A 17,718-nucleotide genomic window follows, 5' to 3' on the forward strand; every position below is an offset into this window, starting at 1 on the left:
TTAATTATTTTGGATAGGGTTAGTGTCAGCTTTAAAAAGCTCTTTTTTGTTCTTATTGTTTTTATAGACGAAGTAAACAAGCTGAAATAGTAATAGAATAGCCATAGCTATAATCTGTACCATGACTACTTGCTCTAGATTATCATGGTATATTGTAATGAGTGCTATTTGCAGAAAACCTAAGATTCCGGATATGATTACAGGTACATAATGGTCCAATGACAGATAGTAATAGGCAAAAATATTTGAGATTGCAAAGAGTGAGGTAGCTGTGGCATATTTCCATAGTAGACCTGAAATAGCAAGGTAATCCCCACCGAACATGAGTTGTACGATAAGCTCCGGAAACATCCAACAGGCACTGACTATAAGTGCAGAAAGTATCCCAATAATCGAAACATATTTGAACAATACGGGAGCTGTGGACAAGCCATCTTTTTTACGTTGCACTACGGTTGGCAATAAAATCATGACGAACATCCAAGCGATGAAGTACACCACTCTTCCTATTAATGCCAAGGAAGCGTATAGCCCGGCCTGCTTAGCATCAAAATAGTGTTTTACCATTAAGATGTCGCTGTTGTTGATTATAATTTGGGTCCCCTCATAACAAGCCGTGAGTACTATAAAGGTAGATACCAGCTTTGTATTAGCGTCAGTCAACCTAGCGGACTTATTAAATCTAAAATTTTTCGAATCTGTGGGCAACATCCCGAAAAACAAGGATATGACTATACCCAATGCTACCACAGTAGCAGGGTCCAAAGGTAGGGCCCAAAGCAATAAAAGAGTAATACCAAGCCTGCTCCACATTTCTGTTTGATAGGTAGTGGACAATTTTTTAAAGGCCATTTTTCCCTGATAGATACCCCTATTTACACTCATAAAAAAGTAAACAGGTATTCCAATGGCAAAGACGATGAACATATTGGAAGACTTTGTCAGAAATAGATTCTGTAAGCTAGGGGCAAAGACTATTAACAAAAGCATAGCAATACAACCTCCCAAGAGCGCACCCTTGTATATCTTGAAACGAAAACGGGACCATTGTGTATCCTCTAACAAGACGGCAAATTTGGCCGCAGCCAACTGAAAGGTCATTCCTATAAAAGATAACACCAGCAAAAGTGTAACTAACAGAGCTGCTTCTGCAAACACCTCAGGGCCCAACAATCTTCCTAAAAGAAGATTATAGAGATAATTGCCTCCATTTACAAGAAGTACACTGAGCATAAATATTTGCTCTGGTGAAACCTTCTTTTGTATTAGTCTATACACGGTCATTGCTTAGAATATATCTTGTTTTAGTAGTAGACATCACTTCCTGTATATCATCGTTCTCGAGACCGAATATGGAAATCACAAGATTTTCCAAACCCGCTTTTTTGTAAAGTGCTTCTAGCATAAAAGCTCCACTAGCATCAATGGAAATCACCTTTTCTATACTTAATAAAAGGTCCTTACCAGTAACTAGGGTACTTTCTAAATGACTTTTTATGGCATGACAGTTAGCCGAAGTGATACTCCCTACTATTTGAAACATTCCGTTGATTTCTTTTATTTCTGTAGCCATAATTTTGTTTGGTTTATTCTTTATCAATAATACTATAATGTTAATTTTCATTTAATATTGTAAGAATTTTCATATATTTATTAAAAAAATAATTTATTCTGTATTTTCCAGACCAATACTTCCCCTGAAACCTATTTTCTAATATCAATATTTAAAGGATTTTTAAGAACTACGTATGAGTGCCTACCTAAGTGAGAATTTTATTTGTAGTACTAAATTCAAAGTACAGTACCTGTAATACGAACAAAGTAATCATTGACATCACCTGTACGTGAACAACAATGCTGAGACCATTGTGGAAAAAGAACAGCATACTTATTTGAAAAAGGCTGATAATTAGGGAAAATACTATAGGTGTATATTCCTTTAGCAGGACAAAGTAGTAGCTAATAACGTTAGATATTGTAAACAAGAATACGGCCAATACGTACTTCCATAGGTACGGCGCAATAAAGAGGAAGCTCTCATCGGTTAATTTAGTAATGAGTAGCTCTGGCCGTATAACACTAAAAAGGAGTACGGCAGCCCACATGACTAGACTACAACGTACAAAATTGTTGATAATAGTACTTGTATAGCTTGGCTCCTTGCGCTCCATCAAAGCATACAGCGATACCAGTAACACTGCGGACCAAGTTAACTTGCAGACAATACCACCGGTTAGTATTAGTGCTTTGAACAGTTGGGTATCGGTACCTTCTAGGTAACTTCCAATTATCCAAGCGGAAATTTGGTTGTAAAGGTAGTAGCTTCCAAATAGAAGAAGCATACTACCTAAGTACAACCGTTCCGGGGGAACTTTCGTTAGTAATGATTTTATGGTTGTCATTTGTATGGTTTTAAAGATGTTTATGTTCAATTCTCATACAAATATCCAAGTAATGTTCTTCCGAAAATGTTCCTTATAGGTAGATGGAAGATTTCTGTAGATGAGTGGTAGTTATCGTACTTCCGGTACTCATGTATTGCCTCTAACTTTACAAAAACAACGTAGCACTAATAAATACATGATATAAGCGTTATATTTTTGTAGTAATAATCCTACTATTAATGAACAGATATTTTCTATACCTCTTTTTTATCCTCGTAACATCTTTTGCATCTGCACAAAATTCTATGCAACCCGGCTTTGAACTTTTGGAAAATGGCAATTTTGAAGAAGCCGAATATTTTTTCAGAACATACCTAGAATCGAATCCGAAAAATAAAACAGCACAGCTATGTTACGGCCGTGCGGTGGGGCTAAGTGGCGAACCAAAGAAAGCGACCCTATTATTCTCCAAAATGTTAGAAAACTTTCCCAAGGATTTTGAAGTACGTATCAATTATAACGAATCCTATTTATGGGCAAAAGACTATACTACTGCCAAACCACTTTATAAGGCTTTGGTAAGTGATTATCCAGAAAATTTTGGTGCAGTTCTAGGCTATGCAAATACCTTGAGTAATTTAAAAGAATATGAGGAGGCCCTTATTTGGGTAGAGAAAGCATTACTTCTACAGCCAGATAGCGAAAATGCCAAAGTTTCTAGAAAATATATGCGCTTGGGCTATGCGAACAAATTTGTGAACAATCAACAGTACAAGAAAGGCGAGCAGCTTCTAAAACAGATATTCAATGATTTTCCTGAGGACAAAGATGCTTTATCGAACTTGGCCAACTTATATCTCATTACCAAAGAAGTATCCAATGCAAAGGGCATTTATAAGAGATATGCCACAACACCAAAAGATTCTATAACAGCCCTAAATGGTATAGCACTGGCAGAACATATAGGCGAAAGGGATAAAGAAGCTTTGAAACTAGCAACGCTGGCGAAATCCAAAGTCAAGAGAATCAACAATACTCCACTTGTGGAACAAACCTACGACCGTTATGTTCAAGCATTGATTTGGAACCAAAAATTCGTCAAAGCCAGAAGACTTATAGATAGTTTAGCGTTGGAAAATCCAAATAGGAATTGGATTTTAGCTTTAAAGGCAACTCTTGGACTGTATACTGGAGATGCCAAGACAAGTGTTAACAGTTATTCCGAAATCTTAGCGAATGACAAGAACTCCTTTGACGGTAACCTAGGCATTGCTAATGCCCTTTTTGCAGCCGATCGCATTGTACCCGCTTACCAGGCTGCCTTTAAGACATTGGAAATTTATGAAAATCAAAAGGATGCTACCGGCTTTATTGTAAAACTCAATACCATACACACGCCTACCGTTGAGGAACATGCCGCTTACACCTTCGATAATGGTAATAATAATGCTTTTTTCACCAACACTACGGTGGACGTTCCCTTGTCAACAAAATTCCGCACTACCCTTTCGTACCTGTATAGAACAACCGAAAACACGGTTACAGGTAATAAGGCCAATTCACATGTACTCGTTGCAGGTCTACACTACAAATTATTCCCTAAAGTAATGCTCAAAAGCATCCTAGGTTTGAATAACTCGCAATTTATGGATGACGCTTATACACAACCCGTCTTGGATATTAAATTAGCTACGGAACCCTTTAAAATGCAGAATCTAGAAGTGGGTTACCAACGTGAAGTTCAAAATTTTAATGCTGACCTAATTGAGCGTGAAATAGTACTTAACAATTACTCTCTTAACTATAATCTTGGAACGAACTTTAATTTGGGTTGGTATACCCAGCTTATCCATACGCAACAGAGTGATGCTAACAGTCGTAATCTGCTTTTTACCTCCCTATACTATACCTTAATGAAAAAACCGGCATTAAAAATGGGGGTTAATTATCAATATATAACCTTCGCGGAACAAGTACCTACAATTTATTTCAGTCCGGAAAAATATCAAGCGCTAGAGATTTTTGCAGATGTAAGGGGTACCATTTCCGAGAAGACTTCTTACATGGCCAGTACCGCAACGGGTATACAACAAGTAGAAGCCGACCCAAATACCACGATTTTCAGGGCCGAGGCAAATGTTCAACATCGGTTTTCCAAACGTTTTATTACAAGTATTTATGGAAAATACAGCAATATAGCATCGGCGACCGCGGCAGGTTTCGAATTCACGGAATTAGGAATAAAGCTAAAATGGTTACTCACCAAAAAACCATTATTTTACGATAAGCTAACTAAATAAGGGAAGAAGCTGTCACAATAAGTTTAACCTCCTCATAAGTTCAGGACGACTAGACCTGCTTATCGGAATTACTTTCTTTTCTATTAGTACACTATTGTCCTCAATGTCTATAATCCTAGTAAAATTGATGATGTAAGATCGGTGTATCTGTAAAAAGGTCTTTTCCGGGAGCTTCTCTTTTATCTTCTTTAATGTGGTATGTACATGGTACGTCTTACCTTCGGTAATAATATCTATATAGTCTCCCTTCGCTTCTACGAACAAAACCTCTTTCAGCTTTAGTTTTATCAACCGCCTATCTATATTAATATAAAGATCTTCCTCTGCACTAGATTCATTAGAACTGCCCTGTTCTTCTTTTCCCACACTACTTGCCAAAGCGTTCTTTATTTTCTGAAGCGATTTTTCAAAGCGTGGTGGTGTTATTGGTTTGACCAAGTAATCTACTATGGCTTCATATTCATACGCTTCAATCGCAAATTCAGTATCTGATGTGGTCAACACTATTCTTGGTGCGCTTTTTAAGGTCTGTACAAAATCTACACCACTGAAACCAGGCATATGAATGTCCAAGAAAACCACATCCACATCTTGCTGATTCAAAAATTTTATGGCATCTATTGCATTATCAAACTCATCTAGGACAATTAATTCCTCATATTTGGAACACAGCTGATGAACAATAGCTCTAGCAGCGGCCTCATCGTCTACAATAATACAGGTCATATTCAGATTGTTTTGAGGTACGTTTCAATGGTACACAGCTCTTTGAGAAATTCTTTGTCTTTTTCCATATTTTGAGCATTTAACTCTTCTTCGTAAGCAACGGACAACGTATAAGCCTCTGTCATGCTCAAGATATTAAATTTATGCTTTAATTTATGGACAATCTGAGCTGCTTCATGAAAGTTCCCCTCCAGAACAGCCTTTTCATAGATAACCTTTTCAGACGGGAATTCGGTTTTCAAAATGTGTATAAATTGATTTTCAAATTCTTTATCATCTCCTGCCAGGTCCTTAATATAATCCAAATTAGGCTTGCTCATGATAATCCTTTTTAAATGTAACGTAAAATGTAGTTCCTTTATTTGGTTCCGATTCCAGCCAAACATCGCCTTGGAATAAAGTCGTAATTTTCTTCACTAAAGAAAGGCCAACACCGGCAGCATTGGAGCTACTTTCCAGCTTAGTGAACATCTCAAAAATTGTGGTCATATATTTTTCGGGAATTCCTTTGCCATTGTCTCTAATGGTAAACTTCCAATAAATTTCATCGGGAATAAAATCAATACTAATTAGACCCGGCTTTTTATCTTCTGTAGCTGCAATGGCATTCGACACTAAATTTCGGAACAATTGTTCTATCCAATATTTTTGAATTGATATAACTGGTAAGTCATTGGCCAATTCAAAATTGATATTTTCAGGCACTTGCGAAGTAGCAACAATTTCCGATAGTAGGTTTTTTATATCAACATTTGTTCTGTTCTCCATATGATCCCCCACCGTAGCGTGTTGCAGAATACCGTTGATAAGATTATCCATTCTGGTCAAATTTTCAGCGACCAGTGCACAATTGTTTTTACTATCCTCAGAGAACTTCTCCTTTTCCTCTTCAGTAATCCAAGACATTAAGGCGTGTACGTTTCTTATGGGAGACTTTAAGTCGTGGGAAACCATTTTTACGTAATTGTTCAATGAATCGTTCTGTGCAGCCAAATCCTTTAGAAGTGTATTTTTCTCCTCGGTAACCCTAGTTATTTCAGTTGCCAAATGCCCAACATGTTTTGCCAGTTTTTCAATATCTACCGGTAAAGTTTTTTGTTTGTCCTTAGGATCTGTAGTCTCCAAATTTACATTTAGACTTTCTACTGCCCGCTCTAAGGACAACAATACATTTTTCTGTCGTTTCGCTTCCTTTTCCAATTCCCTATTTGCAAGAAACAACTCTTCTGAGCTAATGGCCGTGGCCCGTTGCATCATGGAAAGTTTTTCGTCATAGTTCTCATATGATTTTCCTACGGCATCCATAAACACTTGTAGGTCGGGATGGTCCTTAAAATCCTCGGGTAAATATTTTCGTAACTGTCTTCTTAGAAGTGATGACATTATTCGCTAAATAGGGTTAGTGTCATGGTTTGGTTATGTAGCTTACAGCTATCCTGACCTTCAAAGGGTGCCATTTCTCCATAAGAATAAAATCCTGAAACAACTGCATTATCACCTATTACGGATATAACCTCCTCCACCTCTTCCTCCGTTCGTTGGTCCATAACCAATTTTCTACCTACACAACTGACTAAAATGGCAAGTTCCGGTTTATTCTTACGGTTTTTCATAGCTAGCTCCGCTGCAGTTCTGGCGCCATTGGCAATATCATCTACGGTAGACATCATTAATTGTACGCGAGAACCTTCTGGCACATCACCGGCTAAGATCATGGTATTATTATTTTCATCAATATTAAGTATGGTCCTCACTATGGCGGCTTCATTTTCGGTAGTAATTACGCTTAACGGATACAGAAGAGCAGATTTAGGTAATTCTTTGGCCTTGTCCCCTAAATATCTTTTGTATAGGTCCAATGCCGGTTTACCATCAAGCTCGTACAAAACGTTATTATTGGATTTGGTTATGATGCGTTCAGGTCCAAAGGAGGTCCAGCCTCCAAAATTGGCACTGGATATTTCTAAGGTGTCGCCATAAAATGCAACGGCTACCACTTCTCCCTCCTTAGGATTCTCATTATATGAGGCCAACGTTTTTTCAAATCGATCATCGTCTCCACATAACCCTCCGGATAAACCTATATTTTTTGCTTTGCCGGTTTCAAAGCCGTTAATTAGGGCACTGCCATTTACGGTGCTGCCTTCTGAAACCAGGAAGAAGTATTTGAGCTTATCCTTGGGGAATTCTTTCATCAGTGCCTGACCCAAATTAAAGTCATTGTTATCAAATTCCTTAACATTCTTGGTATGCACTATAAAACTACTTTTCTCAAACGCGATGGCCGTAAGAACAATGCTCTTTTCTTCAACGGCTTCATTAATTATCTCTCCAGAAGTAGAACCAAACACAATATGTCCGTTAGGGAATAAGTTTTTTACCTCATCATATAGCGAAGAATCTTCTAACATAAACCTGTTACCAAAGACCATTACCAGCGGCTCGCTTAATTTTTCGGCACTGTTCAATACAAAATTACCGTCTCCTTTTTTAATTCCTTGTACTATTCTCATTTAACTGGTTTTAGGGAACAAATGTCTTTATCTAGTGTAAAATGGAACTCCGTACCTACTCCTACTTCACTTTCTAACCAAACTTCGCCACCATAACGATCTATTATTTTTTTTACGATGGACAATCCAATACCTGTTGACCTTTCATTATCACCAATAGATTGAAAAATCTCAAAAATCTTCTTATGATACTCCTTAGGTATACCCACACCATTATCTTTAATGGAAAAACCCCAATGCGTTTCCGTTTCAGAATAAAGGACCTGAACCAGACCCTCTTTTCTTTCAATATGTACAACAGCGTTCCCGATTATATTCTGGAACAGTTGATGTATTTTGGTACGGTCGGCAAATATAACAGGTAGCTTTTCCGGCACCGTTAGCTTTACGTGTTCAGGAATATAGATACTATCACCGACCGCCTTTACAACTTCATTTAAATTTACCTCGGCTACGTCCATCGTAGAACTGTTTGCCGTAGAGTATTCCAATATGCCGTGTATCAATTTATCCATAGCTGCTACCTTCTCTTGCATTAATTGAAGGTTCTGCTGCCCGTTCTCATCGAGTACATCACTGTAATCCTCTTGAATCCATGTTGCTAAGGCACTTATACTTCGCAATGGAGATTTTAAGTCATGGGAAACAATATGAGCATACTCTTGTAAACCCTTATTGCTTTTCTCTAATTCTTTCAATAAAACCTCTTTTTGTAATTCTAGAGACTTTTGATTGGTAATATCCAAATGGATACCAATAGACCCGATAACTTTATTATCCGCATCATACCTTGGTGCACCACTTATTAACCAGTGCTTTACTTCTCCATTTTTGTTCAGGACTTCAATTTCGTAGGAATCTGATGAGCCAGCTAGTCTTTTAGCTGTTTTCTCCTGAATGACATTATCGTTTTTTACCTTTAGAACATGAGCAGCCTTTTTACCCACAAGCTCATTTTCTTGGAAACCACTCATGACCGTAAAACTTTGGTTGACCATTTGGATAACATCGTCATTATCTACCTCAATGAGACCTAAGTTCATATTGGCTATTATGCTGCTATACTTCTCCCGCTCCACGTTCAAACGGTCCTCTGCTTCCCTTTGCTTGGTAATATCCTCAATTAAAGCTACTTGATAATCTGTTTCTCCTGCACTATTCTTTACCGCACTTACTAAGGTTTTGGCAAGTAGCTCTGACCCGTTCTTTTTACGATATTTCTTCACCACTGAAAATTTCTCTAGTTCTCCAGCATTCATTTTCTTTACGAGCTCTAGACTTTCTTCCGCGTTTTCTGCGGCAGAGATATCTTTAACGTGCATTGTTTTAAGCTCTAATTCGTTGAACCCCAGTAGACTTGTAGTGGTAGCATTGGCCTTTATAATTTTACCATTATCCGTAAGTACAATACCGAGAGGAGAATTCTCGACAATAATATCCAACTGTCTTTTTTGTTCTGACAGCAATTGTTTTATTTCCATTTCCTGGGTGATATCCCTTAGAATTCCTTGAGCTGCAATGGGCTTTTTATGGATGTCATAAATGAGACTAGCATTAATTTGAACCCATTTTGTACTACCATCCTTGACTATAATTTTGGCCCTATAATTTTTAAGAATACCTATTTCCATTAAAGATTTCATGGATTCAGCGGTATAGGCCATAAAATCCTTGTGAACCAACTGCGATAAGTTTAAATCTTCCACACCATGATCGTATCCTAAGAAATCCTTGGCGGAGACGTTCATATTAATAACATTAAAATGAAGGTCCATGACCACATAAGGGTCAATGATATTTACGAAAACACCATCTAATTCCGATGTTTTTTCATTCAGTAAATTCTCTAGTTTAGCGTTAGCTTCTTTTAAATGATAGGTAGTATCGTAAAGCTCTTTGGACTTTTGTTCAAGTATTTTTTCAGCCTGAATACGAGCCTTTTTCTGTCGGTCCAAAGCGCGTTTTAGCAATTGAACTTCTTTGCTATCCATGCTGTGTAATGTGAAATTTAACTTCGGAGCCATCCTCTTTCAATAGTTCATAGACTACGGTGGCACTTTCATTAAAATGCTCGAATGATTTTTCTATTAGACCGTGTGCAAGCCTATACAAACCTCTGGAAGAGGAATAAATCATGGATAGGGTGTCATCTGTTTTTTCCAAAATTTTGAACGTTGGCAATTCTGCATCCGGATAAAGTTTCTGGACATGCACATGTATATGGTCTTCGATAGAATACAACAAAGCCAAAGGCGAATTATAACTTTGTATGACCTCTGGATGAGCTGCTCCCAGACCTGCAAAAAGATAATGTCCAAAAGCATAAATCAAATCCCCTAAGGGTATATCCGTGTCCTTACTAAGTTCCGTAATAAGACTAACCATCTCATTGAAATCGTAAGTACCTACAGAGGTGTAAATGCCTTGAGAGGGTAAGTCTGCCCCCTCAATGATGGTATCCACCGTTTCTAGTCCAAATTTGGACTCTACCATTTCCAAAAATTCCGTAAAAATTATACCTTTCATAAATTAAAATTAAAGATTTAAAAGTAAGAAAAGTATTACCTATCAAAAAAATAATGTTGTGAAATCAACTTTTTAATTAGCCTTTGACTAATTGGTTAACACTCCAATACGCCAAGACTTTTTTCATTTTTGATTCGTAATCAGCATATTTTAAAGGTTTTATAATATAACCAGCTACACCAATTTGGTAACATTTTAGTAAATCCGCCCTATTCTCTGAAGTTGTGAGTATGATGGTAGGTAGGTATTTTAAGATGTCATCTGCCTTGAGAATTTCCAAGAATTCTGTTCCACTCATTCTTGGCATATTCAAATCTAGAAGAATAATATCCGGTAATTTATTTCCGGATTTTAAAAGTGCCAATGCCTCTTCGCCATTCGTTGCTTTAACAATATTATGTTTTGTTTCTAGCTTAGAAAGCGTTCGCTCTAATTTCATTACCTCAATTGTATCATCCTCAATAAGCAAAATATCCATAATTCTATTTTTTATAAGAGGTTAAAGTTCCTGTTTTCACAGCTACTAAAAATAGAAGTGTAGCCCAATGACGCTTTACTGTCGGTGAATGGTAATTAACTAAAGTTTAAAAAACCAGCTAATATTCAGAATCGTTGCAATAGTTCTGTGCCAAATTTATTCCTTAACATTTGTAATTAGACAAATTTACGGTCGGGAGCGAAGGCATCGATACTCATAGACAGTTTTTGTTCGTCGATAATTTCGGAAATAAGTTTCCCTGTGGCGGGGCCTAAACTCCAACCCATCATGGCGTGACCCGTGGCAAAAGTCAAATTCTTCACCGTTTTAGATTTTCCGATGTACGGGAGACCGTCAGGTGATACCGGTCTCATACCCGTTGAGGCATTTTCAATTTCCTCTTTTTGAATCTCCAATTCGGGATAAAAAGTTTTGGCCCCTTTTGCTATGGCCAGTACTCGCTCCTTCCTGATAATATTATTAATTCCCGAAAATTCCATGGTGCCGGCGAAACGTGTAAAACCATTCATAGGTGTCACGGCCATCTTGGCCTCCATAAGTATGGCCGGTAAAGATATCCCCGTTTCTCTTTCAACATTTATACGATAGCCTTTCCCGGCCTGTAAGGGTAAATTGATTTTCAATTTTTTGGAAAGTTCTCCACTCCATGATCCTGCGGCCATTACGACATCGTCGGCTTCGTAGACATCCTTGTCCGTTCTAAGTCCGGTTATTCTTTGATTCTTGAGTACAATATCCTCAACTTCTTCATTGGTTTTGACCTTAACTCCCTGTTTCTTCAAATAGTTGAGCATTTTTGGCATAAACTCCGTCGGCGTGGTGTGTCCGTCACATTCATAATGAATGGCACCCAGTGCATCTATTCTTATATTCGGTTCTATATTTTGTAATTCTTCTTTATTGAGTTCATTTACTTCCAAGCCCAGAAAACTTGCTTTTTTAGCAACCTCAGCCTCGTGTAAATAGGACTTCTCGGTTTTATACAGCATCAACAGTCCTTTCCGTTCTAGTTGAAAAGTTCCTAAATCTCCTGATTGCTTTATATCTGCATACAACTCCCTACTAATGATATTGATTTCCTTTATCAAGGGTATTGCCTTTTCTACTTTAGCATTTGTGGAAGATTTATGAAAATACCAAGACCACTGCAAAAAATCTTTATCCAGTCTAGGTTTCATATAAAACGGACTTGCAGAATTAAACATCATTTTAATCCCAGTCGCAATCATGCCGGGCGAAGCTAACGGAATAATATGGCTCGGAGTAATGTAACCCGCATTAACAAAAGAGGCTCCGGAGGTAATATCCGATTTATCGATAACCGTTACTTCATGCCCCGCTTTGTGCAAATAGTAGGCAGAACTGAGGCCCACGATTCCACCTCCTATAATTACAATATTTTTACTCATTTTTATAATACTTGAAACCCATGTGCATAGGGGTCGTCCTCATCAATAGTTATGGTGTTCTGTCCGTATATTTTAGCCCAACCTTTTATACTGGGAATTATCGCCGGCATGTTCCCAAGAACTGTCTCTTCTTCTACACGCCCAATGAATTGGGACCCGATAAAACTTTCGTGAATAAAATCTTCCCCACGTCGTAATTTACCTTTGGCATGCCACTGCGCCATACGCGCAGATGTTCCTGTTCCACAAGGAGACCGGTCAATAGCTTTATCACCATAAAAAACGGCATTTCTAGCGGTAGCTTTAGGAGAAATGGTTTCGCCTGTCCATAGCATATGACTTACATTTCTTATGGTCTCATCTTCCGGATGAATGAACGTATCTGGATATTCTAAATTGATTTTATCACGAATCTCTTGACTAAATTGAATTAACTTACTTGCTGAAAAATCCTGTATGCCACTAAAATTCTTTTGTGGGTCCACAATAGCGTAGAAATTGCCCCCGTAGGAAACATCAAATGTCAATTCTCCCAAGTAGGAAGAATTAATGGTTAACTCCGTTGCGGCTAGGTACGATTTTACATTGGTTAATTTTACCCAATCTACCTTATCACCAGTTTGCTGGTATTGTATTTTCACCAAGCCGGCGGGAGTTTCCATCCGCACCTCTCCCGGCACTTTTGGTTTCAAAAGTCCCTCTTCTATACCTATGGTTATGGCACCAATTGTTCCGTGTCCGCACATGGGCAAACAGCCGCTTGTTTCTATAAAAAGAATACCGAAATCGTTATTAGGGTCTGAAGGTGGATAAAAAATACTACCACTCATCATATCATGTCCACGGGGCTCGAACATTAATCCTTTTCGTATCCAGTCGTAATCCTTCAAAAAATGTTGACGCTTTTGGCTCATATTTGCCCCAATAAGTTCTGGACCTCCTTCTTTGATAACCCGCACTGGATTACCACAGGTATGCGCGTCGATACAAACGAAAGTATTTTTGGACATAAGTATCTATTTACTGGCAGCGATATAGTTATTAATTCTTCTCTCAAGAATAGGAAGCGTAACGGTCCCCTGTTCTAAAATAATTTCGTGAAACTGCCTAATATCAAATTTACTTCCCAGTTCCGCTTCTGCTTTTTTACGTAATTCCCTTATTTTTAATTCTCCAATTTTATAAGAAATAGCTTGACCCGGCCAAGCAATATAGCGATCGGTCTCCGTGCCTACCTCATGTTCAGAAAGTGCTGTATTGGATAACATATAATCCAAAACTCTTTCGCGTGACCATCCCTTGGCATGGATTCCCGTGTCTACCACCAATCTGCACGCACGCCACATTTCATAAGTAAGCTTGCCAAACTCTTCGTACGGTGTAGTGTAGATACCCAATTCATTACCCAAAAACTCTGTATACAATGCCCAACCTTCGCCATAAGCAGAGAGGTACATGTTTTTTCTAAATTGTGGGATACTATCTCCAAGCTCTCTATTAAGACTTCCCTGTAGATGATGTCCCGGAACGGCTTCATGTGCCGTTAGGGATGGTAAAGTGTATAAGGGCCTACTTTGTAACTTGTAGGTGTTTACCAAATAATATCCCGGTTGGGTTTCTGAGGACGGTCCCGAATAACGACCCCCGGTATATTTAGGAGCAATGGCGTCTGGAACTTTGATTACCCCATAAGGTCTCCTAGGAAGGGTCTTGAAGAACTTGGGAAGTTCTGCGTCTATACGTTTGGCAATATCCCTGGCATGCATGAGCAGCTCTTCTCCCGTAGATGCATAAAACTGGTCATCGGTTCTTAAAAAGCTCAAAAAATCAGAAAAGCTACCCTCAAAACCAACGCGCTCAATGATCTCTTTCATCTCTGAACGTATTCTGGCCACTTCATTGAGTCCAATCTCATGAATATCGTCAGCACTATACTGTTCTGTGGTCGTATAATAATTGATTCGGTTCTGGTAAAACTCTTTACCGTTAGGGGTCTCGGATACACCCAAAGCAGTTCTTGTTCTAGGAATATATTCTTCCTCGAAGAATCGCTTTATTTTTTTAAACGAAGGCACCACACTATTTTCTATGGCAATCTGCGCTGCATTAAGTACAGAATCTTTTTGTGCTTTCGTCATCGATGATGGTAATGCAGTAAAAGGGTCATAGAAACCGCTTTGTGCATAATCGGCCACGATATGAACATCGTAGGTACTTTCGTATCCGTTGAAAATAATTTTTGGTTGTGAAAGTCCCTCGTCCAAACCTTTTTTTAACACTACAAGATGTTCACTTACAAAAGCAGGTATGGCATTTAAAACATTTAAGTAGCGTTTAGCATCGGTATGGGATAATATGGGTTTGATTCTATAGTTGAGATTCAAATGGAATCCCTGGTCCGCCTGTATGGGGTTCAGGTGCATCTTATAGGTGTATTCATCAACCGTATTTTGTAAACGAAAACGCATTAGTTCCGCAGAAATTTGCTCCGTTTCGGACAACTCTGAACTATTGAGTTTCTTTAATTCCACCAATTGAGATTGAGCGAAATCAGACTCTTGCTTTTTCAGTTTTTCTTGAAATCTTCCCAAGGGATACGCCTTGCTATCATACGCCTCATAGCCCTCTACGATCTGAATAATATTTTTTAATTCTTCCGAAGCATTCTGTTGGGCGGATACCGTCACCATCCCCTTAAAGACAAAACAGAAAAAAAACAGACCAATAATTCTATTAATCGTACACATATTAGATTTTGTTAGAGGTATGCAAACCGTTTACTATGCGTACTACGTTCAATGGGTTCGTATTCTGTAGTTCTTTTGGTAACATATTTTGCGGCCAACTTTGATATGCCACTGGGCGCACCCATCTCTTTATGGAAGAAGTCCCTACAGAAGTAAAACGACTGTCCGTAGTCGCGGGAAAAGGACCTCCGTGTTGCATTGAGGGGCATACTTCTACTCCGGTAGGCACACCGTTAAAAATTATCCTTCCAACCCTATTCTGTAAACTATCTATAACACTGTTGTAAGTATTCAATTCTACTGTACTTCCCAAAACGGTTCCTGTAAGTTGCCCATCCAACTTTTTAATAATAGCCTCCAATTCTTCTGTATCCTCACAACGCACCACAATAGAAAACGGACCAAATACTTCTTGATGCAATTTTGTGTTCCGTAAAAAATCAGACCCGTTCACGGTCAATACTTTCTGTTTCGCAAAGTTTGGTGGTGCGCTTTCTTCGTATGCGGCGACAACATCTACCGTGTCTTGACGGCTCATTTCATCTTTGCCGTTCTCAAAATTCTCATGAATCTTTGGGTGTAGCATACAAATAGGTTCGGCTTTACTAATTTCCGCTCCCAAGGTGGAAATAAAACCATCTAAAGCAGTACTCTTTATGGCAAGAATCAGACCGGGGTTTGTACAAAACTGCCCGGCACCCAGTAAAATGGAACCGGCATATTTTTTAGCCCAATCTTCACCCTGTTCTTCCAAAGCGCTCGGCAGTACTATAACTGGATTTACGCTACCCATTTCAGCAAATACGGGAATAGGTTCCTCACGGCCATTTGCTAGTTTATAAATAGCTGTCCCCCCTTTAATACTGCCCGTAAAACCGACACCCTTAATTTTATCGTTCATTACCAGTTGCTCCCCGACCGCTATACCACTACTGTTCAAATTCGAAAAAACACCTTTTGGCATTCCCGTCTTTTCAATAGCCGTGGTAATAGCCGAAGCCACTAGCTCTCCCGTACCGGAGTGCATAGGGTGACTTTTGACGATGACCGGGCAACCAGCTGCTAAGGCGCTGGCAGCATCTCCTCCCGCAGTAGAAAAAGCCAAAGGAAAATTACTAGAACCAAAAACAGCTATAGGTCCAATGGGCATTAGCATTTTCCTTAGGTCTACTTTAGGAATGGGTTGCCTATCCGGTTTTGCGGTATCTATTGTTGCTTCTACCCAAGAACCTTCCTCCAACAAATCGGCAAACGCATTTAATTGGCCTAGGGTTCTTCCCCTTTCTCCGTTAGCTCTTCCTTCAGGTAGACCCGATTCCTGCATGTAAGTGGAAATCAATGTATCCCCCAACGCTTCAATCTCTAAGGCGATTTGTCTCAAAAATTTCGCTTTCTCCGAACCGGTACACTTTCCATAGGTGACAAAAGCCTCCGCTGCCAAATCACAAGCTGCCTTTACCTCTTGGGCTGTAGCTTCATGAAAAGTCCATGGTGTAGGCAGATTTAACTTTGGATTAAATGTTTGATAAGTATGTGTGCCTTGTTTAGAGATTTCATCTCCGATATAGTTTCCGCCTGTAATCATTGTATGTGCTATAGTTTACTATTAAAAATAAGAAACACTGAACGAAACAATACGCGTTCCAGTGCTTCTTTTCAAATTTTATGAAATGGTAGGATTAATTATGTACCATATTCAATTCCTTGTACGCTGGCAGGGTAGGTCTTGAAGCCATTCCTTTGGCAATTACTACTTCTACGCGTGTTCTCTCCGCACCTATTAATGGAAGCCTTGGTGCCCTTACCCTTTCGGTTCCTATTCCTGTGGCAACCTCTGCCATTTTAATATTCTGAACCAACTGGGGATTAATATCCAACTCCAATAAAGGCAAGAACCAACGGTAAATTTCAAGTGCTTCTTCCCGTTTTCCAGCTTTTGCCAGTTCAAAAATAGCACAGGTTTCCGCCGGAAACGCACATACCAAACCAGCCACCCAGCCGTCCGCACCCATAAGAATACTTTCTAAACCTAGAGTATCTACTCCTGTAAGCACTTTTAACCTATCTCCAAATCTAGCTTTGATACGCGTAACGTTAGAAATATCCCTTGTAGATTCCTTCACTGCTTGGATATTACTACACTCCATAAGTTCATCGAACATATCCAATGTAACCTCAATACCATAATCTACGGGGTTATTGTATATCATAATGGGTAACGAAGTACTATTAGCAACCGTTTTAAAATAAGTTACGGTTTCATAATCGTTGGCCTTGTACCGCATTGGGGGTAACATCATTAGACCCTTTGCCCCACATTCCTCAGCTACCTTTGCTGCATGTATGGCACCCTTAGTCGTTTGCTCAGCTATATTGATGATTACGGGAACCGCACCCTTTACCATCTTAACCGTTTCTATAATTAGCGTCCGCTTCTCCTCGTACGTTAGCGTACTTGCCTCTCCCAGCGTTCCACCGAGGATAATTCCAGAAACGCCAGCTTCTAGTTGCGCTTTTATGTTTACTTCGAACATCTCCATATCCAAAGTATCATCTTCTTTGAACTTTGTCGTTACAGCGGGCATTACCCCTTTCCATTGAACACTCATATGTA

16 protein-coding genes are annotated in these 17,718 nt (G+C 39.0%); 1 reads left to right on the forward strand and 15 read right to left on the reverse strand.

Annotated features, from left to right (window positions below; translation table 11 throughout):
• The 3 genes from EJ994_RS07410 to EJ994_RS07420 all read right to left on the reverse strand — a co-directional run bounded on the left by EJ994_RS07410 (position 1) and on the right by EJ994_RS07420 (position 2,402).
• On the reverse strand, positions 1-1,284 hold the full coding sequence (locus EJ994_RS07410) for a sugar isomerase (protein WP_126591874.1): 1,284 nt from the start codon (positions 1,282-1,284) through the stop codon (positions 1-3).
• Positions 1,271-1,573: an STAS domain-containing protein gene (locus tag EJ994_RS07415; RefSeq protein WP_164721437.1), complete on the reverse strand. Its 303-nt coding sequence runs from the start codon at positions 1,571-1,573 to the stop codon at positions 1,271-1,273. The genes EJ994_RS07410 and EJ994_RS07415 overlap by 14 nt, the downstream gene beginning before the upstream one ends.
• A gap of 187 nt (positions 1,574-1,760) precedes the next feature.
• Positions 1,761-2,402: a hypothetical protein gene (locus tag EJ994_RS07420; RefSeq protein ID WP_099573919.1), complete on the reverse strand. Its 642-nt coding sequence runs from the start codon at positions 2,400-2,402 to the stop codon at positions 1,761-1,763.
• A gap of 221 nt (positions 2,403-2,623) precedes the next feature.
• Here EJ994_RS07420 and EJ994_RS07425 point away from each other — a divergent pair, with 221 nt between their 5' ends.
• Positions 2,624-4,684 carry a tetratricopeptide repeat protein gene (locus EJ994_RS07425; protein ID WP_126591876.1) on the forward strand — a complete coding sequence of 687 codons (2,061 nt, stop codon included), beginning with the start codon at positions 2,624-2,626 and terminating at the stop codon, positions 4,682-4,684.
• 12 nt (positions 4,685-4,696) lie between these two features.
• Here EJ994_RS07425 and EJ994_RS07430 read toward each other — a convergent pair whose 3' ends face one another.
• From EJ994_RS07430 to EJ994_RS07485, 12 genes are all read right to left on the reverse strand, one after another.
• Entirely contained in the window at positions 4,697-5,410 is a 714-nt protein-coding gene (locus tag EJ994_RS07430; RefSeq protein WP_126591877.1) for a LytR/AlgR family response regulator transcription factor, read from the reverse strand.
• A 2-nt stretch (positions 5,411-5,412) separates the two neighbouring features.
• Positions 5,413-5,730, reverse strand: coding sequence for an Hpt domain-containing protein (locus tag EJ994_RS07435; protein WP_241240878.1), 318 nt, complete (start codon positions 5,728-5,730; stop codon positions 5,413-5,415).
• Positions 5,717-6,793, reverse strand: coding sequence for a sensor histidine kinase (locus EJ994_RS07440; protein ID WP_126591878.1), 1,077 nt, complete (start codon positions 6,791-6,793; stop codon positions 5,717-5,719). The genes EJ994_RS07435 and EJ994_RS07440 overlap by 14 nt, the downstream gene beginning before the upstream one ends.
• A complete protein-coding gene (locus EJ994_RS07445) occupies positions 6,793-7,923 on the reverse strand; it encodes an FIST signal transduction protein (RefSeq protein ID WP_126591879.1) in 1,131 nt (376 codons plus the stop codon). The genes EJ994_RS07440 and EJ994_RS07445 overlap by 1 nt, the downstream gene beginning before the upstream one ends.
• Positions 7,920-9,914 carry a PAS domain-containing sensor histidine kinase gene (locus tag EJ994_RS07450; RefSeq protein WP_126591880.1) on the reverse strand — a complete coding sequence of 665 codons (1,995 nt, stop codon included), beginning with the start codon at positions 9,912-9,914 and terminating at the stop codon, positions 7,920-7,922. Before EJ994_RS07450 ends, EJ994_RS07445 begins: the two co-directional genes overlap by 4 nt.
• Positions 9,907-10,449, reverse strand: a complete 543-nt coding sequence (locus EJ994_RS07455) for a heme NO-binding domain-containing protein (RefSeq protein WP_126591881.1) — start codon at positions 10,447-10,449, stop codon at positions 9,907-9,909. The genes EJ994_RS07450 and EJ994_RS07455 overlap by 8 nt, the downstream gene beginning before the upstream one ends.
• Positions 10,450-10,525: 76 nt before the next feature.
• The gene (locus EJ994_RS07460) at positions 10,526-10,927 is read right to left on the reverse strand and encodes a response regulator (protein ID WP_099573912.1); all 402 of its coding nucleotides are present in this window, start codon (positions 10,925-10,927) and stop codon (positions 10,526-10,528) included.
• A 176-nt stretch (positions 10,928-11,103) separates the two neighbouring features.
• Entirely contained in the window at positions 11,104-12,357 is a 1,254-nt protein-coding gene (locus tag EJ994_RS07465) for an NAD(P)/FAD-dependent oxidoreductase (RefSeq protein WP_126591882.1), read from the reverse strand.
• A 2-nt stretch (positions 12,358-12,359) separates the two neighbouring features.
• A complete protein-coding gene (locus EJ994_RS07470) occupies positions 12,360-13,367 on the reverse strand; it encodes a 4-hydroxyproline epimerase (RefSeq protein ID WP_126591883.1) in 1,008 nt (335 codons plus the stop codon).
• 6 nt (positions 13,368-13,373) lie between these two features.
• On the reverse strand, positions 13,374-15,104 hold the full coding sequence (locus EJ994_RS07475; protein ID WP_410504173.1) for a DUF885 domain-containing protein: 1,731 nt from the start codon (positions 15,102-15,104) through the stop codon (positions 13,374-13,376).
• A gap of 1 nt (position 15,105) precedes the next feature.
• Positions 15,106-16,689 (reverse strand): aldehyde dehydrogenase (NADP(+)), encoded by a 1,584-nt coding sequence (locus EJ994_RS07480; RefSeq protein ID WP_126591884.1) that lies wholly within the window; start codon positions 16,687-16,689, stop codon positions 15,106-15,108.
• Between the two features lie 94 nt (positions 16,690-16,783).
• Complete coding sequence (locus tag EJ994_RS07485; protein WP_126591885.1) at positions 16,784-17,713, reverse strand: dihydrodipicolinate synthase family protein; 930 nt, start codon at positions 17,711-17,713, stop codon at positions 16,784-16,786.
• Between the last annotated feature and the right edge of the window lie 5 nt (positions 17,714-17,718).

Source organism: Maribacter sp. MJ134, from assembly GCF_003970695.1.
Classification (GTDB): Bacteria; Bacteroidota; Bacteroidia; order Flavobacteriales; family Flavobacteriaceae; genus Maribacter.